The following is a 24,051-nucleotide window of genomic DNA, read 5'->3' as shown; positions in this document are numbered from 1 at the left end:
GAGGGGGAGTCTCGGCAACGACGGTGATAGCGAGAATCGCGGAGAGTCCCCCTCACCCGGAATTCAAGCACGCTTGAATTTCGGCCTCTCCCCGCAAGCGGGGAGAGGCGAAGACCTCCCGTAACACCGACGTCACAGAGCGCAGGCACAGGCATGTCGGAAAGCTCGAATCACCAGACCTCCGGTTCCCGGTTGTGAAATCAGCCCCCTTCCGATAGGTTCCGCGCGCAATTCACCCCCTGCTTCATCCCGCAAATCACCTGATGCTCGGCCGCCCCAAATTCGTACTTGCCTCCGGTTCGCCGCGCCGCCTGTCGCTGCTCAACCAGGCCGGCATCGAGCCGGATGCGCTCCGGCCGGCCGATGTCGACGAGACGCCGAAGCGGGGTGAGCTGCCGCGCGCCTGCGCCAATCGCCTCGCCCGCGCCAAAGCCGATGCGGCGCTGAAATCGGTGCAGCTCGACGACGAGCTGCGCGGCGCCTTCATCCTCTCCGCCGACACCGTGGTGGCGGTCGGTCGCCGCATCCTGCCCAAGGCCAATCTGGTCGATGAAGCCGCGCAATGCCTGCGGCTGCTGTCGGGCCGCAACCATCGCGTCTACACCGCGATCTGCCTCGTCACGCCGCGCGAAGCCTTCCGTCAGCGCCTGGTCGAGACCCGGGTGCGCTTCAAGCGCCTCTCGGAGGACGACATCCAGGCCTATATCGGCTCCGGCGAATGGCGCGGCAAAGCCGGCGGCTATGCCGTGCAAGGCATCGCCGGCTCCTTCGTGGTCAAGATGGTCGGGTCCTACACCAACGTCGTCGGCCTGCCGCTCTATGAGACCACGACCCTGCTCGGCGGCGAGGGTTTTCCGATCCGCTTCGGCTGGCTCAACACCACCGCGGTGTGAGCGCGACGGCTGGCTGACAAGAATCTCGAAAATAACCCCATGCGCAGTAGAATGGCCCGGCCGGATCCGGGCCGCGGCCCATGTACCGTTGCTTCGGGAACCCGTTTGCCGACAGGCGCTTGAACTTCCTCACCCCACTTGAGCTGCGCACCTCATGGACGACCAGGTCAAAAAGCCCGCCGGCCCGCTCAAAACCTGCCCGATCTGCGGCAAGCCGCAATCGGAAGCCACCCGTCCGTTCTGCTCTTCGCGCTGCCGCGACGTCGATCTGAACCGCTGGCTGAAAGGCTCCTACGTCATCCCCGGTCGCGACGACGAAGTCGATGACGTCGAATAATCAAGTAATTCCAATTGGATGGTTGGATGCAGGCTTCATCCCGCGGCAGTCTTGGCAGGGCCGGTCCGCCTTGTGCACAGCCGGGCCCTGGCCGGCGAGCATCCTGGCGAAGCCGGGTGGACAGGCAGCCCGGAGCCCACTATAAACCGCCCGCTCGATGGGCTTTGGCCCCTCTCTTGGAGCACGCCCAGGTAGCTCAGTTGGTAGAGCATGCGACTGAAAATCGCAGTGTCGGTGGTTCGATTCCGCCCCTGGGCACCATCTCGCCTCAGCACCCAGGTTTGACTTGAGCCGACTGCCGCTTGCCCCGAGCGGAGATGGCCGCCGCGTGCGGCGAAGCGAGCGACGGCACGCCCGAGAGGACTCCGCGGGCCGCGGGGGTCTGCGAACGATCCGACATCGCCTCAATGATGGGCCGACACGCCCTTGACGCACTGGGTCAGCAGATCGGCGGTGGCGGATCGACCGACATCGCCCAGGCTGATCATGCCGACCATCCGCTTGCTCCTGTTGATGACAGGCAGCCTGCGGATCTTCAGCATCTCCATGTGATGCACGGCTTTCGCCAGATCGTCATCTTCCCGGCAGCAATGGATGCCTTCGGTCATCACGTCCCGCGCTGTCATGCCCGTCGCGTTGAAGTCCTTGCGCGCGAGCCCTTTGCAGACGATGTCGCGATCAGTCACCATCCCGATCAAATGGTCGTCTTCGCCGATCGGAATGCAGCCGATGTCGCGCCCTTGCATCAACTTCGCGAGTTCGGTGATCGGGGTGTTGGGGCTGACCCAATCGACGCCCTTGTGCATCACGTCCTTGACCTTCATGGAGGATCTCCGTTGCGAACGCAGCCCCCGTGTCGTGACTATACAACGAACCGGGCGCGATCGCACGCGCGCCGGAGGCGTGCCCGGGAACATCTCGCCTTCATGCCGCGTCAGTCGTGCGCACTGAAGCGTCCATGCGGTGCACTGGCCGTCAGGCGCGCGAACTGCGCATGGGTGAGCTGAAGCAGCGTCTCGTGATCGCCGGCTTCGATATAGACCTGAGGCTGGGCGCGGATGCTGTCGTCGACGACGAGATCGAGCCCGTAGCACCGGCCGACCGCCGGAACGGCTCCGTGCGCGCAGTCCGCGAACAGCCGGTTGATCTCGGTCTCGTTGGCCATCACGAGATCCCCGCCGAGCCTCTCCTTCAAGTCCGGCAGGTTGAGATGGTGCGATGCCGGCACGACCGCGAGCATATAGCCGCCGTCATGCCGCAGCACGACGGCCTTGGCGAGGTGATCGCCCGAGACGTGGCAGGCTTGCGCCGTCCGCGCGGACGACATGGTGAGAGCGTGCGGGATCTCGGCGTACTCGATATTCTCCGCAGCCAGATATCGGTGCAATGTGGGGGCAATGGTCATGGCGTAGCCTTTCGGATGGGTGTGCGAGCCATCCACCGTGAGGCTGCCCCCGCCGCACGATGGGCGGCCGCGTGATTGCCGGGCCGCAGCATAGGCCTCGCCCTCGGATGCCGCAATCAGAGCGTTTTCCAGCTAAGTGGAGCACCGGTTCGCGTGAAGAAAACGCGTCAAGACAAGGATCGGGAGCCCGGTTCCTGGCGCCTCTGCACTGGCGCTACGGCAGCGCCATCCATGCACGTCGCCCGCTGCGCGGACTTTTCGGGCAGGGGTGCGATGACGATCGACAAGGCCAATCCCCCCTTTTGGAAAGCGTTCGACGGTTGCTGCGGCGATGGCTGGGCGGCAGTTCGTCGGTGGCTGAATTATGTATATATCTCAATCATATAGGAGATCGCAATTTGATCCCGGCCGGCGCGCAATTTCCACGACGTCGGACATCCCCGAGATGCAGCTGCCGCCGGGCCACTACCCTCGTTCGTTATACGAGCCCGGCTGCGGCTGATATGATCCTGCGACGGCAAACGGCAGCTCGCCACCATACTTGCTTGCGATGCCGGCCCTCTGATCGGATCTCGAGAGGGCCTTTTGAAGGCGTTAAGCTCGATGGCCTTTGTTTTGCGGTCGTGGTGGATTTCCCCGGCGCGCTGCATCAAGGCAACGGCAAGATGCAGCCCATCGGTGCCCCACATCGAATTCAAGTGGTCATGCCCGAGGGCTTCGAGCACAGGGCTGCCGAGGTCGCGTCCGCCAACCTCCGCTCGACCGGTGCCATCCCATTCGAGACTCAGGGCACGCACAGCTCGCTCGCCAATGTCGTGCAGACTCCCGAGGGCGTTGCGGCGCGATGCGGCGCTGCCGCCGGGGCCGCACCTTCGGTGTCGGCTCGTGATCCTCCGGCGGGCGCGATGCGCGCGTCGCGAAGGATGAAGGTCCGGCTCCCGGATTCGTCACGGCGCTTGCGGATGAACCTATGTACGGGCGTGCGATACTGGAACACCTGCTCTACCGCGATCGCTTGATCGTCGCGATCGGGACCGCCGTCGTCGCGGCGCTCGCCTGGACCTATCTCGCGGGCGGCGCCGGCATGGACACCGACATGATGGCCGAGATGCCGGACATGGCCCCGATGCCGTGGACGCTGCGCTCCGCCGCGCTGCTGTTCGCGATGTGGTGGGTGATGATGATCGCGATGATGGTGCCGAGCGCGGGGCCCACCGTCCTCCTTTATACGACGATCAGGCACAAGCATGAGGATGCATCCCGTGCGGCAATCGATGCCTGGATTTTTCTCGCCGGGTACCTCGTGACGTGGGCCGGCTTCAGTCTCGCTGCAGTCCTGGCCCAATGGGGCTCGAACGCCTCGGCCTCTTGTCGATGGCGATGGCAAGCACCAGCGCGGTTCTGGGCGGCGTCATCTTGCTTGCCGCGGGGCTCTACCAGTTCACGCCGCTCAAGCACGACTGCCTGCGTTACTGCGAGAGCCCGCTGCTGTTTCTCAGCCGGCATTGGCGGCCCGGCACGCGCGGGGCATTCCGCATGGGGCTGCGCCACGGCAGCTACTGCGTCGGCTGCTGCTGGTTTCTGATGGTCGTGCTGTTTGTCGGCGGCGTGATGAACCTGGTCTCGATTGTCGGGCTCGTGCTCTATGTCCCCGCCGAGAAGCTGCTGCCGTTCGGCCGGAGATTGAGCTATGCAGCAGGCGGGATCCTCATCCTGTCCGGCGCGATCGTTCTTGCGCGCGCGGTGTCAGGCCCGACACCGCCAGCGCTGCCGAAGCGCGATGAGACTGGGATAATTCGTCATCGCGCTTTGGATGCTTGTTTGAGGATATCCTTTCGGAAAACCGCTGCGCACTTTCTCCGGATCGTGCGTTGATATACTGCGCGCTGCTGGCGGGGGCCGCGGTCCCTGAACCGCGTCAGCTCCGGCGTGCAAAAACCAGCTGCCGGACGTCGATCTTTCCGGCCCTGAATCCTGCCTCGCAGTAGCACAAATAGTATTCCCACAGCCGGCGGAAGGGCTCGTCGAACCCGAGCGAGGTCAGGTCGCTCCAGGCCCGGCCGAAGTTCTCTCGCCAGAGCGCTATCGTCCTTGCGTAGTCCTGCCCGAACACGCGCTCGCGAATGACAGGCACCTCGAAGCGTTCGCCGAGCGAGCGCAGGATGTTTGTCGAGGGGAGCATCCCTCCCGGAAAGATGTATCTCTGGATGAAGTCCACACGCTGCCGATAGCTGTCAAAGAGCTCGTCGCGGACCGTGATGGCCTGGATGCCTGCCAGACCGCCGGGCTTGAGCCGCCGGTTCAACTGGTCGAAGTAGGCTGGCCAGAATTGCTCGCCGACGGCCTCGATCATCTCGATGGAGGCGATGCGATCGAAATGACCTTCCTGGTCGCGATAATCCTGCAACCGGACCTCGACCTTCTCGGCGAGCCCGGCTTCGTGGATTCGTCGACGGGCAAATTCGTGCTGTTCCTTGCTGATGGTGAGTGCCACCACGCTGGCGCCGTAAGTCTTGGCGGCGAACTCGGCGAAGCCGCCCCAACCGCATCCGATCTCGAGCACGCTCTGACCGGGCCGCAATTCGATGACTTTCGCCAGTTGTTCGTATTTGTGCTGTTGGGCGGAGGGCAGGTCGGCTGTCTCGACCGGAAACAGAGCCGACGAGTAGGTCATGCTTGAATCGAGCCACGCAGCGAAGAACTCGTTTCCGAGATCGTAATGCGAATGGATGTTGTGCCTCGACCCCTGTCTCGTGTTACGGCGCAATCGATGAAGCACCCGCCGGCAGAATCGGACCAGCATGTTCCCGGCAAAGGCACTGTCGACCAGCTCTTCGTTGAGACAGAACACGTAGAGAAGCTGGGTGAGATCGGGCGTGCTCCAATCGCCTCGAATGTAAGCCTCGGCCATGCCGATGTCGCCGCCCACGACGAGGCTGCGCGCGAACCTGTAGTTGTTGAGCTCGATGGTGGCCGACGGACCCGGAAGCCGCCCGCGCAACGTGACGGTTCTCTGGTCGGGAAGGCGTACGTGAACCGAGCCGTAACTGAGCTGCGATGCAAGGCGCAGAGCCAGTCGGGCAAGGAATGGGACACCATCGAATTGAACGGCTTGATGCGTGGCTGCGAGGTCCATGGTTCAAATCTCGCGTTGTTTCAAACGGGGCACGTACGGAGCACCCTTCAGCCAAAGCCGCATCGCTTCCCAGTGGATGGCTGCGATCACCTTGAACGTCAGGAAGGGCAGACCGAACATCGCCGCCAATAGCGAGTGGCTGGTCAGAGGGTGGCGGCGTCCGCGGAACGCCGCCGCAAACATCGCGCCCTGCTCGCTCGTCTGCACGATCCTGACCATCACGTCTCGCTCCGGTGGAGAAATGCTGAAGCGGTAGTGCGTCTCCATCGCCATGAAAGGCGAAACGTAAAATTCCTTCGCCTGGCTCTGCCGTATTGTGCAGCCCGGCCGCGCATCCTGCACGGGCAGGATGTAGGAATGCATGTCCCCGAAGGTGTTGCGGACCTCGTAGATCAACAGTGCGAGATCGCCGGACGCGTCGTAACAGAAATAGACCGAAAGCGGGTTGAACACGTAGCCCAGGACTCTGGGATAGCAGAGAAGGAGAATGCGACCGCCCGAGAGCTCGACGCCGCGCTCCGCCGCCAGTCGTCGGGCGTACTGGCTCAGGCGCCCGCCTTTGCCGTCGCCGTGATCGCACTCGTGGAAGCTGAAGGGGGCTGCTCGGTTGATACCGAATAGCCAGGACTGGCGATCCGCTTCGTTCAAACGATCCAGGTCGATCAACAGGCTCATCACGCGATAGGTGAACCGGTGTCGCACGGGCCGCCACCTCGCGTGCATCACTTTTCCCCAGTAGAGCGCGGCCGGCGCTGTCGCATTCTCCGCTTCGGCGGTTTTCGTGCGGGCCATCGTGCTACTCGGCTGCCTGGACCAGGAACGAGTCCGGCTGCCGCCACGGAACCTCGCAGCCAAGCGCGTCGGCAACGGAGATGCCGGCCTGCAAGCCATCCTCGTGAAAGCCGTAGCCGGTCCAGGCACCGCAGAACCAGGTTCGGCGGCGCCCTTGAATTGCGGGGAGCCGACGCTGCGCCGCGAACGCTGCCAGGTCGTATTGCGGATGGGCGAAGCTGAATTTTCCAAACGTCAGATGGGCCGCCGGCTCGAAAGGAGGGTTGAGACTGACGAACAATGGCTTGCGGTCGTCTATGCCCTGCAGCCGATTCATCCAATAGGTCACCGCGACGTCGTTCTGGACGGGCGTTTGTCGCGGCCATTGCAGGAAGTTCCAGGATGCCCATGCCTGGCGGCGCCTGGGCATGAGATTGCGATCGCGGTGCAGATAGACGGTGTTGGGGGCATATCTGATCGCGCCGAGAACGGAGCGCTCCTGGGCGTCGGCATCCGACAGCGCCGCCAAGGCCTGATCGCTGTGACAGGCCATCACGACGGCATCGTAAGTCTCCGCACCACCATGACTGTCGCGGATCGTCACGCCATGCTCCGCTCGATGGATCGACGTCACTGCACAGCCTAGCCGAATGTTGTCCTTGAACATAGCGGTGAGCTTGTCGACATAGCGCCGGCTGCCACCCTCCACGGTCCGCCAGCGCGGCCGGTCCAGGTGCAGGAGCCGGTGGTTGTCGAAGAAGGCGACGAAGTTTTCCGCTGGGAAAGACAGAATGTCGGCCGACGAGGACGACCAGATGGCCGCGCCCATCGGTCCAAGATAATCGGAGAACAGGCGCGGCCCGAACGATTCCTTGCGCAGATACTCGCCGAGCGTCAGGTTTTGCAGCCGGCCGGCGCGCAAGTCAGCCGCGCTCTGCCTGTTGAATCGCAGGACCTCGGTCAGCATGCGAAAATAGGATGGCGATGAGAGGTTGCGCGGTTGTGCAAACAGGCCGCAAACAGTCTGCAGAAAGGTCTCGCCGCCACCCCGCCATTCGAACCGGCCATGATCGGCGGACATGGCGAAGCTCATGCAAGTCTCGACGGTCCTCACGCCCAGCTGCGCGAACAGCGCGGTCAATTGCGGATAATTCGCCTCGTTGAACACGATGAAGCCGACATCGACGTCAACGGCCTCGCCATCATAGTCGACGCGAACGGTATGGCTATGTCCGCCCGGGCGCAGTTCGCGCTCGTACACCGTCACGGCATGGCGTTTCGACAGGAGCCACGCGGCAGCATTGCCGGCAATTCCGGTCCCGATCACGGCCAAACGCATTCTCTGTCGCCCCCACTGGATACCGTCAATACGGTGCTCGATACGGTCGCTGCGCAAGGAAACGTTCGGCGAGATGGCGCGGATCACCTTGCGGACCATCGGCCGACCCGTCGCCGAGCGCGAAACCGGCCCCTGCAGTCGACGTATCGAGGAGAGGGCAATTCTGGTGAGGGCATGGTTTTGGTGCATGTTCAGGCAATAGGCGGTATTGCGCTGGCCCTTTGTCTCCTGATGGGACTGGCCTGGGTCGTTCAGCAGCGTACGGGAAACTCCGGATGGGTTGATGCAATCTGGTCCTACGCGACCGGCCTCGCTGGCGCGGTCGCCGCTCTGTGGCCTCTCGACGCTGGCACGCCGGCACGCCGAGTGCTCGTCGCAGGGCTCGCGTTGCTTTGGTCGGTGCGACTTGGAACGCACATTGCGCGCCGCGCCGCGGCGGGCATCGACGATCCGCGCTACGCGAACTATGCGCGGCAGTGGGGGACGGCGGCCCCTCGCCGGATGTTCCTGTTCCTGCAATCGCAGGCGCTGGTCTCGGTGCCGCTGCCGTTCGCCATCTTCCTCGCAGCCCACGCCCCTGAGCCTGGATTGCGGCTGCAGGACTATGCCGGAGTTGTCATCATTCTGGGGACTGTCGCTGCCGAAGCATTGGCGGACCAGCAATTGCGCCGGTTCAAGCTCTGCCCATCCAACGCCGGGCTCGTCTGCAATGCCGGCCTTTGGCGATGGTCGCGTCATCCGAACTATTTCTTCGAATGGCTGGGGTGGTGGGCTTACCCGGTCATCGCGCTGTCGCCCGGATATGCGTGGGGGTGGGCCAGCCTGGCGGCGCCGGCGATCATGTACTGGATACTCGTGCATGTGACGGGGATACCCCCGCTCGAGGAGCAGATGCTGCAATCGCGCGGCGACCGCTATCGGGAGTATCAGGCACGAACCAATGCATTCTTTCCGTGGCCGCCGAAACACGCGCATTGATGGCCGGTGGCCGTTGACTGGACGCAAGCGGGCGCGAGTGCGTGGATATGATCCGGCGTGGCTCGCCGTTCGTTAATCCGGTGCCGGGTTCGACAAGCCGGCCAGATGCCATCGGACGGGAACGCGGACATGAATCTTCTCTTCACCTATCTTTCGGTGGCTTTGACCTTTGTTGCAATCGATATGGTCTGGCTCAAGATCATGGTTGAAAGGCTGTACCGGCCGGCGCTGGGCGACATGTTGCGCGGCGAGCCCAATCTGGCGGCCGCTGCGGCATTTTACTTGTTGTATCCCATCGGTTTGATCTGGTTCGCGGTGCTGCCCGCGCAGCAAGACGGGAGTGCGCTGCGCGCCTTCACGTCCGGCCTGATGCTCGGCTGCTTCAGCTATGCGACCTATGATCTCACCAATCAGGCGACCCTTCGGAATTGGTCGACCGGGCTGACACTTGCGGACGTTTGCTGGGGATCGTTTCTCGCCGGCGTCAGTGCCTGGATCGGATTTCTCGTCGCTCGAAAGCTGGCACACCAAGCGTGAGCAAGCGTGGCAGGCCGAGCTAGGTATAACTTCGCCCTCCGAGCTGGTCGAACGTGTCTCTGGTTTCCGCGATCTTGTCGGACAAGGACCTGAATGTGCTTTGAGCCTGCAGCTTCGCATCTTCGTCGAGCAGGAGGCAGGCGAGATCGACCAGTTGATCGCTTATGCGCTCGATGGCAGCAAGCAGCCGATCGAGGCTTATTCCAGGATCGTCGGCTCCGACACGTTCGACATCTCTCAGAACCGCTTCGAGCCGTGCGATCGAAGAGACGAGCCGGTTCCCGCGATCGGGTTCCGGAAACGCGATGATCTCTGCAGCCATGCGCGCTCTCCGGCGTCAGGCCGCAGCCGCAAGGCAATCCTTGCGCACCGCCAGGATGGTTCGATGCAGCCAGGTCTTGATGGTGCCGACCGGCACACCGAAGCGTCGTGACAGGCTGGCGCGGCTCTCGCCTTCGATATAAGCGAGAGCCACCAGCCTGCGGCGATCTTCCGGCAAACGAGCCAATGCTCTGCGCGCGATCGGCTCGGCACTGGCGTAGTCGAAATCCTCGATCGATGACGCGCCGGCTCCCGCCGGAACCAAGAGCGCTTCGTTCAATTCGCAAGTTGGCTGCCTTCTGGTCCGCCGATGATCAATAGCGGCATTCCGGACGATCGCGGACATCCAGGCTATCGCCGGGGCGCGTCCGGGATCGAACCGACCAGCCTTGCGCCAGATCTTCAGAAAGGTCTCCTGGAGGATGTCGTCGACGTCGTGAGGTGAGGCTCCAACGGCCAGCGCTATCCTGCGTAGCCGGCCTCGTGTCAGCGTGTGGAGCTCTGCGAAGGCACGTGTCTCGCCTGCGGAAACGCGTGCCAGGAGTTCAGGCAGCCTCTCGCTCGGCACCTGACTCGCCAGGCTTGAACCGGCCATGTCCTGTCTCCCTTGCGTTTGTTTCGAAACGCTCCGGGCGCATGTCTGGATCACTCCGGGAGAAGGATTTGAGAAAATCAAAGTCGCACGAACGGCCCGATCAGTCGGCCGAGAAAACCGTTCATGCGCAGATCGCCGGTCATTGCGACCAGGCAGACGCATGGGCCTTCGTCCCCGACGATGGGACGATGCTCGATCTCGTCATCACCGTAATCGAAATCACCAGGGCCAAAGCGTCCGCCCTCGTGGCTGAAGCTGCCCTCGAGGACGAGGGTCAGTTCGGTGCCGGTGTGCGTGTGTTCAAGCATGCGCGAGCCTGGCGCGGACCGAAGCAGAAAAGCGCGCGCCTTGCCCGAACCGGAAAGCTCAATCGGCCGCATGCTCAGACCCGGCGCGATGCGCCGGCGCTTGCCGATGCGATACTTTTGCAGTGCCGGCGGAAGATCATGATTGGCGTCGGACGTGAGGGGCGGCGCCGCTTGGCCTTCCGGAGAGCTGTCAATTCGCGACATGACGCGGTCGAACGCATCTGGTGCGATCGGCACCGGCTCGACATCCTCCAGCGCTGCTCCCGCAAGCTGCTCGATGGCCCGCACAAAACGGGCGCACCGGGCGCATCCTGCCACATGAACTCCTACGACCAGCTGATGGGCCTCTTCCAGCTTGCCGGCCGCGAAATCGGCCAGAAGATCTTCAGGGGGGTGGTGGCTGATCGTCATGCTTCTTCGTCCAATATGTCTCTCAACCGGTTCATCGCCAGCCTGATCCGCGACTTGACCGTTCCGAGCGGAATACCGAGCAGGCTCGCGATTTCAGGATGCGCCCTCTCCTCGATGAACGACAGCCTCACCACCATGGATTGCTCTGTCGAGAGTTGCTCGATGGCCGACTCGATCCGTGCGGCATCCTGCACCCGCGAAATGATGGCATCTGCCGATTCGGCTGGGTCCGGTGCATCTGGCAGCTCGGAATCGGTATGCAGACGGTTTGCCCGCGCTCTGCGACGGAATAAATCGATCCGCAGGTTGCGCGCGATCGTGAATATCCAGGCCGCCGCGCCCGCCGTCGCAGGATCGAAAAGGCTCGCCTTCCGCCACACGGCGATCATCGCATTTTGGGCGATCTCCTCCGCCTCGTCGGAGCTGCACCCGGCTTTCTGCATCAGTCCCTTGATGCGAGGCGCGAAATGCTCGAATAGCCGCTTGAAAGCGGCCCGGTCACCGTGAGAGGCGACGCGTCCGATCAAATCAGCCCAGTCCACCTTTGCCTTCGGCCCTTTGCTCGCACCAATCGACAGCCGCGCCTCACCCCGCCGGGGCACGCGAGCTTCAGCCCGGATTGGCACATCTATAGCCCGGATAGCAGCGATCATAGCGCCTCGACAAGCGATCTCCGAGGCTGAGAACGAGCGGGAACAGGCCCCGGATCACTGTGCAGTGCCCAATTGTTGGTTCCAACCGGCATGCCTGCACCCGGCCATTCCTGGCACTCCGCTTGCTCAGTCAGGACCCAAGCCAAGGTCTCGGCGAAGAGGCCGTATCAGGTTGAGGCAAGCGATGCAGAAAGTGTCCCGTTCTGGTGCTGCCGGTGAACTCCGGCTCGATGCGTTGATCGCCGATTTGTGGTGGCGCGTTCGACTCCTAAACACCGACATCCTCGAGGAGGAGACGCGGGCCGGGGTGTTCGACGTGCAGCAGCCGACATATCCGCTGCTCGCGCTCAACCTTCGCGCGCGACGCGACAACCTGGTGTCGACGATCGGCGTGCTCGAGCAGCGGGCGAGATCAACGTCGGAAGCGGCTTGAGAGCGGTCTCCGGGCCGGCGGCCGTGCCACGCCGCACGGCGGGGTGCGCAACGAGCATCGTCGCATGGCTCGAATGCCTCCAGCGCTTGTCGGGGCATGAGTTGAATTCCCGCCACGCTGCCTGTGATATTGCTGGTCTCGGCAACCCCGCGAGGCCTCCATGCTCCCGATTCCCGCCGACATCTTCACCGAGCCCGAGGACGTCTCGTCCGACGGCCTCGCCAATCTCGGCCCGCTCCGCGCCCTCGCCGGCACGTGGCAGGCGGACAAGGGCATCGACATCAATCCGAAGGCGGAAGGGCCCGAGCGGCGGACCTTCATCGAGCGCATCCGCATGGACCCGATCGACCCGCAGGCCAATGGGCCGCAGCTGCTGTACGGGCTGCGCTACCACATCCATATCAACACGCCCGAGGAAGACATCACGTTCCACGACCAGGTCGGTTACTGGCTGTGGGAGCCCGCGACCGGGCTGATCATGCAGACGCTGGCGATCCCCCGCGGACAGGTGCTGCTGGCCTCGGGCAAGGGCGGGCCGGATGACAGGACGATCACGGTCACCGCGAAGCGCGGCGACACTGCTTACGGGATCTGCTCGACTGATTTCCTGGAACGAGCCTTCCGCACCGATGCTTACCGCTGCGACATCACCTTCAACGACGACGGCAGCTGGACCTATCTGATCCAGACCGCGTTATTCGTGCGCGGCGCGCCGTTCAATCATCGCGATACCAACACGCTCCAGCTGGTTGCGCCGCCAAGGCTCAATCCGTTGGCGGTGATCGTCAACGGTCGCGCCGGGCGCGGATCCGCGGCCTGAGTGCTACCCGGAGGATTGCATGAAACCGTATGTCATCTGTCTGATGCACTCCAGCCTCGACGGTCGCACGCATCCCAGCCGCTGGCGCCCGAAGGGCGCAGGGACGGATTGGTTCGAGAAGATCCATGACGAGCTCGGCGGCGATGCCTGGGTGATCGGCCGCGTCACCGGTTCGGAGTTCGCCAAGGGCAAGCCCTATCCCGCAACGGACGCAACGTTCCCGCGCGAAAACTGGTTTGCGCGGCGCGATGCGAAAACCTTTGGCGTCGTGCTCGATGCACAGGGCAAGATTGGCTGGGGGCGCGCGGACATCGGCGGCGACCCCATCGTCGTCGTGCTGACCGAGCGCGTACCTGATTCGCATCTCGCCGGCCTGCGCGGCGAAGGCGTGTCCTACATCTTTGCCGGCAAATCCGAGATCGACCTCGCGCTGGCGCTGGACATTCTCGCCCGCGAGCTGGGTGTAAAGCGTCTGCTGGTGGAGGGCGGCGGCATCGCCAACGGCGCGTTCCTGCGCGCCGGTCTCATCGACGAATTCAACCTGATCCTCAGCCCCGCAGTCGACGGCGCAAAAGGCGCACCCTTCGTGTTCGACTCGACAGAGGCGGACAGCGAGCGGCGCGCGTCGATCACCGCGATGACGCTGGAGAGCACGCGCGAGCTCGGCGGCGGCGTCCTGCTGCTGCGATACCTGATCAAGAACGATCCGCAAGCCGCGAGCCGGTAAAGCGCGGCCATGTCCGACACCTCCGAGCACATCGTCATTGTCGGCGCCGGCGCGGCCGGCCTGATGGCGGCGCGCGAGCTGGCGCGTGCCGGCCGGAAGGTGACGATCCTGGAGGCGCGCGAGCGCTGTGGCGGCCGCATTCATCCGCTGCCGGCCTCGGAGTTCGGCTATCCCGCCGATGGCGGCGCCGAATTCGTTCATGGCGAGGCGCCGGTCACGCGCGGCCTGCTGCGCGAGGCCGGGCTGTCGCTTCAGGAGATCGAAGGCGAGCAGTGGAGCTTCGACGGGACGAAGCTCGCGCGTGAGGAGCGCCACGATCCCCATGAAGCGGAGCTTCAAGCCATCCTGCGCGACTTGAAGAATGACCTCACCGTCGCCGACTTCCTGCGCCGGCATTTTGCCGGGAGTGACTATGCGCCGATGCGCCGTTCGATCGAGCGAATGGTCGAGGGGTATGACGCGGCCGATCCTGAGCGCGCGTCCACGCTGGCGTTGCGCGCGGAATGGATGGATGGCGGGCACGCCCCGCAGGCGCGCATCGATGGCGGATACGGCGCGATGATCGACGTGCTGGCCGCCGACTGCCGCAGGCACGGCGCCACCATCCGCCTCGGCAGCGTCGTGTCGGCCATTGCGGAGGAGGGCGGCGCGGTGACCGTTCGCTGCGCCGGCGGCGATGTTCACGCCTGCGATCGCGTGATCCTCACGGTGCCGCTTCCGCTGCTGCGCGAGATCGCGTTGCCGGCGGCGGCGCGCGCGAGGCTTGCTGCTGCCGACGACATCGGCTTCGGCAACGTCATCAAGATCCTGCTGCGCTTCGCGCGGCCATGGTGGCGCGCGCGCAAGGAAAATCTCGCGGACATGACTTTCCTCTTGTCCGACCAGGCGATCCCGGTGTGGTGGACGCGCTATCCTGGCCAGCATCCCGTGCTCACGGGCTGGTTCGGCGGCCCGCGCACGACCGAGCTGGAAAGCCTCGATCCGCAAGGATTGATCGATGCCGGGCTCGACTCGCTCGCCGCCGTCTTCGGCCTGCCGCGCGACGACATCGCGCGCGAATTGGTGGCGGCGGCCGCGACCAACTGGGCGCATGATCGTTTCGCCCGCGGCGCCTATTCGTGGGCGACGCCGCGGACGCGCGAGGCGCAAGCGATCCTCGCACGTGCCGACGGCCGGGTGCTATTTTCCGGGGAAGCTCTCTATCGCGGACGTGACATGGGCACGGTCGAGGCCGCGCTCGCGAGCGGCCTGGAGACGGCGGGGACGATCTTGCGCGAATGACAAAAGAGGCCCGCATCTCTGCGGGCCTCTCGTCTTTTGTCCTACCAGCGTCCGCCGCCGAAGCTGAACGTCACGCCGGGACCGCCGCCGTAATAGCCGTACGGTCCGCCGCCGTAATAGCCGTGGTGCCTGGGGTAGTAGCCGTAGCTCCGGTAGTGCGGACGATAATAGCCGTGGTGATGATGGCGCCAGCGATGGTGATGGCGTTGGCCATGATGATGATGCCGGTGCTGCGCGCTGATGTCGGTCGAATGGCCGGCTGGCGTGTTCGGCTTCGCGCTTGAATTGCCGGCCGCGTTGGCTGCCGATCCGCCGGCAAACGCCGCAGCACCGAGGGCGATCGCGGCAATCAGATACTTCATGTCGTCACTCCAGTTGAATGTCGTGCGACAACACATGGGAGCCGGCTGGGTTCCGGCCAGTGCGGGCGTCGAAACGACGCAGCGTGCGACGTGCGATCTCGCGCAAATGATCGTATGTCGTGAGGTGTATCGTCGCATCGCCGGCGCCCATCGCGCCGCCGCCATCACTTCGCCGCGAATGATGCGATGACCTCGTCCGCAATGACGATTCGCGCGAATTCGCCATTGAGATTCGACAGCGTCATGGCGTGGATCTCCTCGGCGGAATGCGCCTCGCCGTCGGGCCCGACGCGGTCGAACGTCCAGGTCGCATCGCGCACCAGGCGCGCATCGAAGCCGAGATTGCCGGCCATCCGCGTCGTCGTCTCGACGCAATGATTCGTGGTGGCGCCGCAGATGACGAGCGTGGCGATGTTGCCTGCGCGCAGGCGCGTCTCGAGATCGGTGCCGATGAACGCGCTGTTGACGCGCTTGACGATCACCGCCTCGCCGTCCTGCTCGCGCGCCTCGTCCTTGACCGCGTAGCCGGAACGCGATGGCAGAAACGATGAATTCGGCCTGGTGCCTTCGTGGCGGATGTGGAAGATCGGCGCGCGGTTCGTTCTGAAGGCCTTCAGCAGATCGACGATGCGCGCCACCGCATCCGGATTGTTGCGCCGCTTGCCCGCCGCCTCCCATTCGTCGAACGCGCGCTGGACGTCGACGACGATGAGGGCGGGGAGGGAGTGGGGCATCGTAGACGCTTCCGGAGTCTTGTCGGCGCGACTATGGGAGGCGAGCAGGAAAGTGCAATGCCAATCTTCCCTCGTTTCGGGACGGGGACTTGCAGCCCGGATGCGCGGAGCGATATCCGGAAAGACTGTTCCCGCATTTCGCTCCGCTCATGCCGGCTACGCGCCGCTCGTGCCCCGGACGCAGCGCAGCGTCTCTTCGACGGTGCGCTGCAGAGCCGGGGCACCTCTTTCAAGGGGAGCCCTTCGCGGCATGGGTCCCGGCTCGGCGGAGCAGCGCTCCGCGCTGCACCGCGTCCGGGACACGAACGTTGCGCGAGCTATGCTCTCACGGATGCGGATCGGGAAAGCCGTGACGTTCGGAGAGTGCGGCGAGGATCGCGTCCTTGTCGGCAATGAAGGCGCGACCCGCATGGCTGCCGGTCTGGCGCGGCGATGTCGCTCCGTCTGCCAGCACCAGCAGCGGCAGCGACTGATTCTGCTCGCCAACCAGTGCGATGACCGGCTGCCGCGGGCGCGGCCACGGGACGCGCTCGACGTCGAGCTTTGCGGCCAGCTGCGGAAACGAGGCCAGCACGCCCTCGATCAGCGCGCAATGCCAGCAATAGAACAGGCGCCCCGGAAAGGCCGGGTCCTCGAAGCCGGGGCGCAGCAGCAGCAGGCGGTCGCGCGTCATGGGTCGCTCCGAAGCATGGCCGCCTTGCTGAGGATCAAAGCGGCGGGAACTGGCCGGCCTAGTGTCGAGCCACCAAATGATTGGGAATCGATGGGATGCGAGAGAACGCCATGCCGGAGCCGACGAGTCAACCGGATGGGCTTGCCGAGATCAGGACGCTACCGGAGCTCCTGCGCTGGCGCGTCAAGGCGACGCCGGCGGCGGAGGCCTATCGCCATTTCGACGGCGCGGCCGCGCGCTGGGTCAGTCGGTCCTGGCAGGAAATCGATGCGGAATTCGATCGCTGGCGGCGGGCGCTGGCTGCGGAGGGTTTTTCGCCAGGCGAGCGCGTCGCCATCCTGATGCCGAACGGCATTGCGCATGTCGCGATGGACCAGGCGGCGCTGTCGCGCGGCCTCGTTCCGGTACCGATGCATGCCGTCGACAACCCCGATAGCATCGCCTACATCCTCGCCGATTCCGGTGCGCTGCTGCTGTTCGTGGATACGCTGTCGCGCTGGCAGGCGATCACCGCCACGGGCCAGTCGCTCGACCGTCTCAAGCGCGTCGTCTGCGCGGACGCGGCGGGGCCTAATGCCGCCGATGCCCGTATCGTCCCGCTCGACCGTTGGCTCGCAGAATCCCACGGCGCAAGCGCGCCGCTGGCTGACGTCCCGGTCGAGCCGGGCGATCTTGCCGCCATCGTCTACACCTCGGGCACGACCGGCCGGCCCAAGGGCGTGATGCTGTCGCATGACAACGTCGTTGCCAACGTGAAGGCCGTTGCGCGGCGCATCGCCGCCGTGCCCAACGACGTCTTCCTGTCCTTCCTGCCGCTCTCGCACACCTTCGAGCGTACCGGCGGCTACTATTATCCGATCGCGGTGGGCGCCTGCGTCGCCTATGCGCGCTCGGTGTCGCAGCTGGGGGAAGACCTGAAAATGGTACGGCCGACGGTGCTGGTCTCCGTGCCCCGGATCTATGAGCGCATCCACGCTCTGATCATGCAACATCGCGCGGCGGCCGGTGGCGCAGAACGCGCGCTGCTCGATCTTGCGCTTGCCGTCGGGGGCCGGCGCTTCGACGCGCGGCAGGGGCGAGGCTCGCCGGCGCTGTTCGACCGGCTCGCCTGGCCGCTCCTAAAGCGTTTCGTCGCCGACAAGGTGCTGGCCCAGTTCGGCGGACGCCTGCGCGTTGCGGTCTCCGGCGGCGCTCCGATCGCCGAGCCGGTCATCCGCCTGTTTCTCGCGCTCGGGCTCGACATTCTTCAGGGTTACGGCATGACCGAGACCTCGCCGGTCGTTTCCGTCAATACGCCCGACGACAACGATCCGTCCTCCGTCGGCCGCGTTCTCGACGGCATCGAGGTCAAGCTCGGAGAGAACAACGAGTTGCTGGTGCGCGGCCCCAGCGTGATGCTCGGCTACTGGCACAAGCCGGAGGAGACGCGCAGGGTCAAGGAGGCCGACGGTTGGCTGCACACCGGCGATCAGGCCCGCATCGAGAGCGGGCGGATCACCATCACCGGTCGCATCAAGGACATCCTGGTCACTTCAACCGGCGAGAAGATCGCGCCGGTGGATCTGGAGACCGCGATTCTCGCCGATCCCTTGTTCGAGCAGGCCTTGGTGATCGGCGAACAGCGGCCGTTCCTCGCCGCGTTGGTCGTGCTGAATGCAAGAGCCTGGGCCCAGGAGAAGGAAAGGCTCGCGGCGAGCGGCAAGCAAGGCGCCGCGGCGGAACGGGCCGCTCTGCTGGCCAGAATAGCGGCCGCCGTGAAGGCCTATCCGTCCTACGCGACACCGCGCGCGGTATGGTGGACGCTGGAGCCGTGGACTATTGCCAGTGGCCTGCTCACGCCGACGTTGAAGAACAAGCGTCCCGCGCTCGAGCGCCGTTTCGCCGCCGAGATCGAGCAGATCTACGCCAGGAAGCCGGTCGGGATAACGTCGACGTGATTTCGCCTCGCGTCGCCCTTGATCCAGCGCAACTTCGGCCGCTGCCGCCCGATGCAATGTGGCTGCCACATTCGAAATGCAATCGAGGCAGGTCATGAAGGCGTATTTCATCGGCGGTGGCATTGGTTCGCTCGCGGGCGCGGCGTTCCTGGTTCGCGATGCGCAGCTGCCGGGGCGCGACATCGTGATCTACGAAGCGCAGCCGCTGGTCGGCGGCAGCCTCGACGGCGCGCAGCTCGCGAACGGCGCGTATTCGCTGCGCGGCGGGCGCATGCTCACTACCGACCATTACGAATGCATCTGGGATCTGCTCTCGAGCATTCCCTCGCTCGAACGTCCCGGCCTCAGCGTGCGCGACGAGACGGTCGCCTTCAATGAAGAGAACCCGGCGCATTCCCGTGCGCGTCTGGTCGACCGCAACCGCTTCAAGGTCGACGTCTCGCACATGGGCTTCTCCGCGCGCGATCGGCTCGAACTGCTGCGGCTCACCGAGGCCTCGGAGGAGACGCTCGGCAATAGCCGCATAACCGACTGGCTGTCGCCCGGATTTTTCGAGTCCAATTTCTGGTACATGTGGCAGACCACCTTCGCCTTCCAGCCCTGGCACAGCGCGGTCGAGCTGAAGCGCTATCTGCACCGCTTCATGAGCGAATTCCCGCGCATCGAGACGCTCGGCGGCGTCAAGCGCACCGTCTACAATCAGTATGACGCGATCGTGCGGCCGCTCACCGACTGGCTGAAGCGCCAGGGCGTGCAGTTCGTGCGCGACACGCGCGTCATCGACATGGCGTTCGAGGCCGAGGGCGCGCGCTTGCGCGTGCGCCAGCTCACGCTCGACCGCGACAGCCGCACGGCCAACGTCCGGCTCGAGGACGACGATATCGTCTTCTTCCAGAACGGCTCGATGACGGACGCCTCCAGCCTGGGCTCGATGACCGAGCCGCCGCCGCGTCTGACCAAGGCCGATAGTCAGGGCTGGTCGCTATGGGAGACGATCGCGAAAGGGCGTCCCGAATTCGGCAACCCGTCGACCTTCAACAATTCGATTCCCGAATCCTATTGGTTGTCGTTCACCGTCACCTGCCGCGATCCACGGTTCTTCGACCAAATGGAGGCGTTCTCCGGCAACAGGGCCGGCACCGGCGGGCTCGTCACGTTCAAGGATTCCAACTGGCTGATGTCGGTCGTGCTCTATCACCAGCCGCATTTCACGGGGCAGCCGAAGAACGTGCAGGTGTTCTGGGGCTATGCGCTGCATCCCGACCGCGTCGGCAATTTCGTCGGCAAGCCGATGTCCGATTGCGGCGGCGCGGAGATCCTGAAGGAGCTCTGCGGTCACCTGAACTTCGATCCCGTCGTGTTCGAGGATGCGATCTGCATTCCCTGCCGCATGCCCTACATCACCAGCATGTTCATGCCGCGCAATCTGGCCGACCGGCCGCTGCCGGTGCCCGAAAATTCCGTCAATCTCGCCTTCGTCAGCCAGTTCGTCGAAATTCCTGAAGACGTCGTGTTCACCGTCGAATATTCGGTGCGCGCGGCGCAGATGGCGGTCTATCGGCTCATGAAGATCGATCGCCCGGTGCCGCCGGTGACGCGGCACGACAAGTCGCTCGCGGTCATCTTCGCGACGCTGGAGAAGGCGTTCGCGTGATGGATGGAGCTATTTGAACGGGTCCTGGATCGACGGCGCCGACTGGCGGATGCGGCGCACGCTGACCGGCGTGCCGTCGGAGACGAACAGGAGCTCGTATTTCCGGCCCTGATTGTCGGTCGCCGAGCAGGTGACGTCGTTCACCTTCCTGGCGGCGAAATTGCCGGTCTGGCGGCAGACACCGGTGGAGGTCTGCTCGGCCGGCACCGGTAGGCCGTCGACCTTGGGGCGGTCCTTGGAATTGAGCAGCATGCGGTCGATCGGCAGTTCGTAGGAATTGTCGTCGGCGCGCTTGCCGTTCTCGCCGGAGAACGACACGACGTGGCTGTCATCGGACGGATTGTCGACCGCGACCGCGAAATTGACCCGGCCCCTGTCACCATGGGCGTAGGCCACCGTCTTGCACGCGAAGGTGCGCCCGGCGACCTTGAGTGTCTTGCAGTGGCCGGACATCAGCGCCAGGAGGTCGATAAAGGCGTTCTGCGCCGGTGGATTGTTGACCGGGATGGGCTTGGAAGTCTCGGCAAAACAAGGACTTGCTAGCGCCATGATCGAGACGGCGAGGGCTGGGCGGCAGAAGCGCATCGTCAGGCTCCCATGCCGGAGTGCTGGAGCAGAAAAGTTCCGACCAACAACCATCGAACCATCAATTGGTTGCGATCCCGTTTGTTCTGCAAGACCCGACTGGAATACCACCCGCCACCCCAACGACGATTCGTCCAACTCGCGCCCAACCTGTCGCGGCCGGCATTTGCCGCCAGGCCGGTGTTTTTTTCGTGGCAGAGCTAGCCTGTCGCCGCCTGCCAGCGCGTATCGCGCAGCGAGGGCCGGCGGTGCAGGCGGGCGTCCAGCAGGGCGCGGGCGCGGGGGAACTCGCCGCTGCGCATGAGCGCGACGATACAGGTGTCCTCGATCAATTCGCGCTGCGCGTGGCTGCCGCCGATCCGCACGACCTCGCTGAGGACCGGCGCGAGCATTTGCACGCAGGCAGCGTAATCCTCATCGGCGAAAGCCGCGAGCGCCCGGAAGATCGCCGGCACCACGGGGCCGGCCGGGAGCTTGCCGTCGGCGAGCCGGTGCTCGATCGCTGCAAGGCGCGTGGCGAGGGCCTCGCGGTTTTGCGTCGCGGCTGCGAACAGCGCCATGTGAACGTCGGCAAAGGACAGGCTCGATTTCGGAAACAGCTTTTGCGCGGCGGCGTCGGCCTCGAGCCACAGCGCCTTCGGCACGGCATGGCCGTAAGCCGACAGGCGCCAGAGCAGCGAGGCGGCGTCGGTGATGACGTTGAGCGGCGGCGCCTGCGTCGCGTCGGGCTGAAGCACGTCGGCATAGATCGCCAGCGCCCGTGCGGCATCGCCGTGCTCGAGCGCGCCGAGCGCCTGATGCCAGCGGATGTGGCCGTGCAGGATTCCGGCGCGGTCGTAAGTCGGGATCCAGTCGTCGACGAGACGATCGGCCGCGTCGATCGATCCATCCTCGAACATCGCATGCAGCACCGCGTGCGCGGCGTGGGCGTTCGCCCGGCGCAGATTGAAGCCGCGCTCGGTGACGGCGCGGCCGCGCGCGACGTCGCCATTCTCGGTCATCGCCCAGCCGGACATGGTGAGGAACCACCAGTCCTCGCCGTAGTGCGGCGCGACGCGCTGGCAGAGCTCGTGTCGGGCGCGATCGTGGTCGGCCATGCCGGAGAATGCGAACAGGCCGAACGCGCCGAGCGGCAGCGACAGCACGACGGCGTCGCGCGGCCAGCTCTCGATGTGCTTCAGCGTCGATGCGATCGCTTCTAGCAGCCGACCCTCGATCGCGAGCGCCAGCGTCTCGACATGCGAGCGTTCGCGCTCGGTGCCGCGCTTTGCGGCGAGCTCGCGCGCGAGCGCTGCCTTGCCTCGGGCGAGATCGCCCTGCTGGTAGAAGGCGTGCACGCGGGCGCGGGCGATGTGAGCCAGCGCGAAATCCGGGTCGGCCGCAATCGCGCGCTCCAGCGTCTCCGCCGTGCCGGTCCATCCCGCGAGCATGAGGTCAATGCCCTCGCGATAGGCGGATGCCGCCTCGTGCGACGTGGTGGAGAGCGGCAGCCCGTAGCGGTCTTCGAGGGGCATCGTCGTTTCTCGTTCTCACGCCGTCCGCGCGCGGCGGCCCTCGATCGGATAGGCGGGATCGTTGTAGCCCGGCGTCGAGGGATGGCCCGGCGTCACCAGCCGGTCGATCAGCGCCTCGTCCTCCGCGGTGAAGCGATAGTCGAGCGCGCCGATGTAGCCGTCCCATTGCTCCTCGGTGCGGGGGCCGGCGATCACCGACGAGACGAAGGCGGAATTGAGCACCCAGGCGACCGCGAACTGGCCGGCGGTGATGCCCTTCCTCTCTGCGTGCGCCTTGATCTCCTGCGCGAGGCGAAGCGATTCCGGCCGCCACTCGGTCTGCATCATGCGGGTGTCGTTGCGGCCGGCGCGGGTCTCCTTGTCGGGGGCTGCATCGGGCTTGTACTTGCCGGTGAGCACGCCGCGCGCCAAGGGACTATAGGGCACGATGCCGAGGCCGTAATAGGAACAGGCCGGGAAGTGCTCGACCTCCGGCATGCGGTTCATGGCGTTGTAGTAGGGCTGGCTCACTGCGGGTCGGTCGATGCCGAGCCGGTCGCAGATGTTGCAGATCTCGGCGACGCGCCAGGCGCGGTAGTTCGAGACGCCGAAATAGCGCACCTTGCCCGCGCGGATCAGGTCGCCCATCGCGCGCACCGTCTCTTCCAGAGGTGTGGCGTGATCTTCCTTGTGCAGATAGTAGATGTCGATGTGGTCGGTGCCGAGCCGCTTCAAGCTCTCGTCCGCCGCCTGCAGCACCCAGCGCCGCGACAGCCCGCCGCGATTGGGATCGTCGCCCATGGGGTTGGCGAGCTTCGTCGCAAGCACCCAGGCGCTACGGTTGCTGGCAATGGCACGGCCGACCACCTCTTCGGAGGCCCCCTTCGAATAGGCATCCGCCGTGTCGATGAAGTTGATCCCGGCATCGCGTGCCTTGGCGATGATCCGCTTCGATGCGGCTTCATCCGTGGGACCGCCGAACATCATGGTGCCGAGACAGATCGGCGACACTTTCAGGCCGCTGCGGCCGAGCTGACGATATTGCATGGGCGGGTCCTCGAGATCTCGTTGGATGGCAGCATAGCCATCCCATCCCGTCATTGCGAGCGCAGCGAAGCAGTCCATAGATGCGCCGGCGGAAAGATACTGGATTGGTTCGCTGCGCTCGCAACGACGCGGAGGCGACCTGACCGTTTCGCTTACGCCGGCCCCTTCAGGATCTTGAACACGCCATTCGCCATCACGATGCAGCGGCCATCCACAGTCACCTCCGTGCTCATGAAGATCAGGCTGCGCGTCGAGCGCACCACGCGGGGACGGGAGATCAGGATGTCGCCGATCTGGCCGGCCTCCACGAAATGAGTGTCGAGCTGCACCGTCGCCATGTATTCCTTGCCGGAGACGTAGCGGGCGGTCATGCCGCAGGTGCGGTCGGCAAAGGTCATCATCACGCCGCCCTGGACCATACCGCGACGATTGTGATGCTTGTCCTCGGTGGCGAGGGCGAACTCGTAATGGCCGTCGACCTTGCGTTCCCACAAGGGGCCGATCAGGTGCAGGAAGCCCGTGGTCTCCAGGATGCTCCAGCCGTCTGATTTCAGCCTTGCGGCGGCCTTGGTGGTCATGTCGTCGTCCATTCCTGCGCGGGCCTTGCGAGCTCATTTCTTC

The 24,051-nt window shown here is 64.9% G+C and carries 28 protein-coding genes, 1 tRNA gene and 1 pseudogene; 13 read left to right on the top strand and 17 right to left on the bottom strand.

Annotation, left to right across the window (positions count from 1 at the left end; all coding sequences use genetic code 11):
• Positions 1-263 precede the first annotated feature (263 nt).
• The 3 genes from XH87_RS20690 to XH87_RS20680 all read left to right on the top strand — a co-directional run bounded on the left by XH87_RS20690 (position 264) and on the right by XH87_RS20680 (position 1,491).
• Positions 264-893, top strand: coding sequence for a Maf-like protein (locus XH87_RS20690; protein ID WP_035706521.1), 630 nt, complete (start codon positions 264-266; stop codon positions 891-893).
• 154 nt (positions 894-1,047) lie between these two features.
• Entirely contained in the window at positions 1,048-1,230 is a 183-nt protein-coding gene (gene yacG, locus XH87_RS20685; protein ID WP_035706524.1) for a DNA gyrase inhibitor YacG, read from the top strand.
• Between the two features lie 185 nt (positions 1,231-1,415).
• A tRNA-Phe gene (locus XH87_RS20680) sits at positions 1,416-1,491 on the top strand.
• 143 nt (positions 1,492-1,634) lie between these two features.
• Here the strand turns inward: XH87_RS20680 and XH87_RS20675 are convergent.
• Entirely contained in the window at positions 1,635-2,054 is a 420-nt protein-coding gene (locus tag XH87_RS20675; RefSeq protein WP_035706527.1) for a CBS domain-containing protein, read from the bottom strand.
• Between the two features lie 110 nt (positions 2,055-2,164).
• Positions 2,165-2,635, bottom strand: coding sequence for an aminoacyl-tRNA deacylase (locus XH87_RS20670; RefSeq protein ID WP_271588663.1), 471 nt, complete (start codon positions 2,633-2,635; stop codon positions 2,165-2,167).
• 59 nt (positions 2,636-2,694) lie between these two features.
• Here XH87_RS20670 and XH87_RS36625 point away from each other — a divergent pair, with 59 nt between their 5' ends.
• Positions 2,695-3,654, top strand: coding sequence for a DUF1326 domain-containing protein (locus XH87_RS36625; RefSeq protein WP_333909186.1), 960 nt, complete (start codon positions 2,695-2,697; stop codon positions 3,652-3,654).
• A 43-nt stretch (positions 3,655-3,697) separates the two neighbouring features.
• Here the strand turns inward: XH87_RS36625 and XH87_RS36620 are convergent, their stop codons facing one another.
• Positions 3,698-3,850, bottom strand: coding sequence for a hypothetical protein (locus XH87_RS36620; RefSeq protein WP_333909185.1), 153 nt, complete (start codon positions 3,848-3,850; stop codon positions 3,698-3,700).
• Between XH87_RS36620 and XH87_RS36615 the strand changes: the two are divergent.
• A pseudogene (locus XH87_RS36615) lies at positions 3,801-4,510 on the top strand (DUF2182 domain-containing protein). The gene XH87_RS36620 and the pseudogene XH87_RS36615 sit on opposite strands and share 50 nt — an antisense overlap.
• 43 nt (positions 4,511-4,553) lie before the next feature.
• Here the strand turns inward: XH87_RS36615 and XH87_RS20655 are convergent.
• The 3 genes from XH87_RS20655 to XH87_RS20645 are packed head-to-tail and all read right to left on the bottom strand — an operon-like array spanning position 4,554 to position 7,881.
• Positions 4,554-5,771: an SAM-dependent methyltransferase gene (locus tag XH87_RS20655; protein WP_271588661.1), complete on the bottom strand. Its 1,218-nt coding sequence runs from the start codon at positions 5,769-5,771 to the stop codon at positions 4,554-4,556.
• Positions 5,772-5,774: 3 nt separating this feature from the next.
• Positions 5,775-6,563 carry a DUF1365 domain-containing protein gene (locus XH87_RS20650; protein WP_271588660.1) on the bottom strand — a complete coding sequence of 263 codons (789 nt, stop codon included), beginning with the start codon at positions 6,561-6,563 and terminating at the stop codon, positions 5,775-5,777.
• Positions 6,564-6,567: 4 nt separating this feature from the next.
• Entirely contained in the window at positions 6,568-7,881 is a 1,314-nt protein-coding gene (locus XH87_RS20645) for an NAD(P)/FAD-dependent oxidoreductase (RefSeq protein WP_271588708.1), read from the bottom strand.
• 174 nt (positions 7,882-8,055) lie between these two features.
• Between XH87_RS20645 and XH87_RS20640 the strand changes: the two genes are divergently transcribed.
• Both XH87_RS20640 and XH87_RS20635 read left to right on the top strand, forming a co-directional pair.
• The gene (locus XH87_RS20640; RefSeq protein WP_271588659.1) at positions 8,056-8,859 is read left to right on the top strand and encodes a DUF1295 domain-containing protein; all 804 of its coding nucleotides are present in this window, start codon (positions 8,056-8,058) and stop codon (positions 8,857-8,859) included.
• Positions 8,860-8,988: 129 nt separating this feature from the next.
• The gene (locus tag XH87_RS20635; RefSeq protein WP_271588658.1) at positions 8,989-9,396 is read left to right on the top strand and encodes a DUF2177 family protein; all 408 of its coding nucleotides are present in this window, start codon (positions 8,989-8,991) and stop codon (positions 9,394-9,396) included.
• Between the two features lie 19 nt (positions 9,397-9,415).
• Here the strand turns inward: XH87_RS20635 and XH87_RS20630 are convergent, their stop codons facing one another.
• The 4 genes from XH87_RS20630 to XH87_RS20615 all read right to left on the bottom strand — a co-directional run bounded on the left by XH87_RS20630 (position 9,416) and on the right by XH87_RS20615 (position 11,573).
• Positions 9,416-9,718, bottom strand: a complete 303-nt coding sequence (locus XH87_RS20630) for a hypothetical protein (RefSeq protein WP_271588657.1) — start codon at positions 9,716-9,718, stop codon at positions 9,416-9,418.
• A 15-nt stretch (positions 9,719-9,733) separates the two neighbouring features.
• Positions 9,734-10,312, bottom strand: a complete 579-nt coding sequence (locus XH87_RS20625; protein ID WP_271588656.1) for an RNA polymerase sigma factor — start codon at positions 10,310-10,312, stop codon at positions 9,734-9,736.
• Positions 10,313-10,389: 77 nt separating this feature from the next.
• Complete coding sequence (locus tag XH87_RS20620; RefSeq protein WP_271588655.1) at positions 10,390-11,031, bottom strand: ChrR family anti-sigma-E factor; 642 nt, start codon at positions 11,029-11,031, stop codon at positions 10,390-10,392.
• Complete coding sequence (locus tag XH87_RS20615; protein WP_035706568.1) at positions 11,028-11,573, bottom strand: sigma-70 family RNA polymerase sigma factor; 546 nt, start codon at positions 11,571-11,573, stop codon at positions 11,028-11,030. Before XH87_RS20615 ends, XH87_RS20620 begins: the two co-directional genes overlap by 4 nt.
• Before the next feature lie 295 nt (positions 11,574-11,868).
• Between XH87_RS20615 and XH87_RS20610 the strand changes: the two genes are divergently transcribed.
• The 4 genes from XH87_RS20610 (at position 11,869) to XH87_RS20595 (ending at position 14,945) form a co-directional block, all read left to right on the top strand.
• Positions 11,869-12,117, top strand: coding sequence for a hypothetical protein (locus tag XH87_RS20610; protein ID WP_271588654.1), 249 nt, complete (start codon positions 11,869-11,871; stop codon positions 12,115-12,117).
• A 160-nt stretch (positions 12,118-12,277) separates the two neighbouring features.
• Complete coding sequence (locus XH87_RS20605) at positions 12,278-12,937, top strand: FABP family protein (protein ID WP_158668834.1); 660 nt, start codon at positions 12,278-12,280, stop codon at positions 12,935-12,937.
• A 19-nt stretch (positions 12,938-12,956) separates the two neighbouring features.
• Positions 12,957-13,664 (top strand): RibD family protein, encoded by a 708-nt coding sequence (locus tag XH87_RS20600; protein WP_271588653.1) that lies wholly within the window; start codon positions 12,957-12,959, stop codon positions 13,662-13,664.
• 9 nt (positions 13,665-13,673) lie between these two features.
• Positions 13,674-14,945, top strand: a complete 1,272-nt coding sequence (locus XH87_RS20595; protein ID WP_271588652.1) for a flavin monoamine oxidase family protein — start codon at positions 13,674-13,676, stop codon at positions 14,943-14,945.
• Between the two features lie 41 nt (positions 14,946-14,986).
• Here the strand turns inward: XH87_RS20595 and XH87_RS20590 are convergent, their stop codons facing one another.
• The 3 genes from XH87_RS20590 to XH87_RS20580 form a co-directional block, all read right to left on the bottom strand.
• Positions 14,987-15,307 (bottom strand): hypothetical protein, encoded by a 321-nt coding sequence (locus tag XH87_RS20590; protein WP_199762963.1) that lies wholly within the window; start codon positions 15,305-15,307, stop codon positions 14,987-14,989.
• Positions 15,308-15,471: 164 nt separating this feature from the next.
• Positions 15,472-16,041: a cysteine hydrolase family protein gene (locus XH87_RS20585; protein ID WP_271588651.1), complete on the bottom strand. Its 570-nt coding sequence runs from the start codon at positions 16,039-16,041 to the stop codon at positions 15,472-15,474.
• A gap of 325 nt (positions 16,042-16,366) precedes the next feature.
• A complete protein-coding gene (locus XH87_RS20580) occupies positions 16,367-16,714 on the bottom strand; it encodes a DUF3088 domain-containing protein (RefSeq protein WP_271588650.1) in 348 nt (115 codons plus the stop codon).
• A 110-nt stretch (positions 16,715-16,824) separates the two neighbouring features.
• Between XH87_RS20580 and XH87_RS20575 the strand changes: the two genes are divergently transcribed.
• Both XH87_RS20575 and XH87_RS20570 read left to right on the top strand, forming a co-directional pair.
• Positions 16,825-18,651 (top strand): AMP-dependent synthetase/ligase, encoded by a 1,827-nt coding sequence (locus XH87_RS20575; RefSeq protein WP_271588649.1) that lies wholly within the window; start codon positions 16,825-16,827, stop codon positions 18,649-18,651.
• Between the two features lie 76 nt (positions 18,652-18,727).
• Entirely contained in the window at positions 18,728-20,305 is a 1,578-nt protein-coding gene (locus XH87_RS20570) for an oleate hydratase (protein ID WP_271588707.1), read from the top strand.
• A 9-nt stretch (positions 20,306-20,314) separates the two neighbouring features.
• On the opposite strand, the gene XH87_RS20565 is transcribed toward XH87_RS20570, so the two are convergent.
• The 4 genes from XH87_RS20565 to XH87_RS20550 form a co-directional block, all read right to left on the bottom strand.
• Positions 20,315-20,890 (bottom strand): hypothetical protein, encoded by a 576-nt coding sequence (locus XH87_RS20565; RefSeq protein ID WP_158668828.1) that lies wholly within the window; start codon positions 20,888-20,890, stop codon positions 20,315-20,317.
• A 200-nt stretch (positions 20,891-21,090) separates the two neighbouring features.
• The gene (locus XH87_RS20560) at positions 21,091-22,404 is read right to left on the bottom strand and encodes a tetratricopeptide repeat protein (protein WP_271588648.1); all 1,314 of its coding nucleotides are present in this window, start codon (positions 22,402-22,404) and stop codon (positions 21,091-21,093) included.
• A gap of 15 nt (positions 22,405-22,419) precedes the next feature.
• The gene (locus tag XH87_RS20555; protein ID WP_271588647.1) at positions 22,420-23,430 is read right to left on the bottom strand and encodes an aldo/keto reductase; all 1,011 of its coding nucleotides are present in this window, start codon (positions 23,428-23,430) and stop codon (positions 22,420-22,422) included.
• Between the two features lie 152 nt (positions 23,431-23,582).
• Complete coding sequence (locus XH87_RS20550) at positions 23,583-24,008, bottom strand: PaaI family thioesterase (RefSeq protein WP_271588646.1); 426 nt, start codon at positions 24,006-24,008, stop codon at positions 23,583-23,585.
• Positions 24,009-24,051 lie beyond the last annotated feature (43 nt).

Source organism: Bradyrhizobium sp. CCBAU 53415 (genome assembly GCF_028128735.1).
Classification (GTDB): Bacteria; Pseudomonadota; Alphaproteobacteria; order Rhizobiales; family Xanthobacteraceae; genus Bradyrhizobium.
The sequence above is the reverse complement of the archived record's forward strand: the minus strand, read 5'-3'. Positions and strand labels throughout refer to the sequence as shown.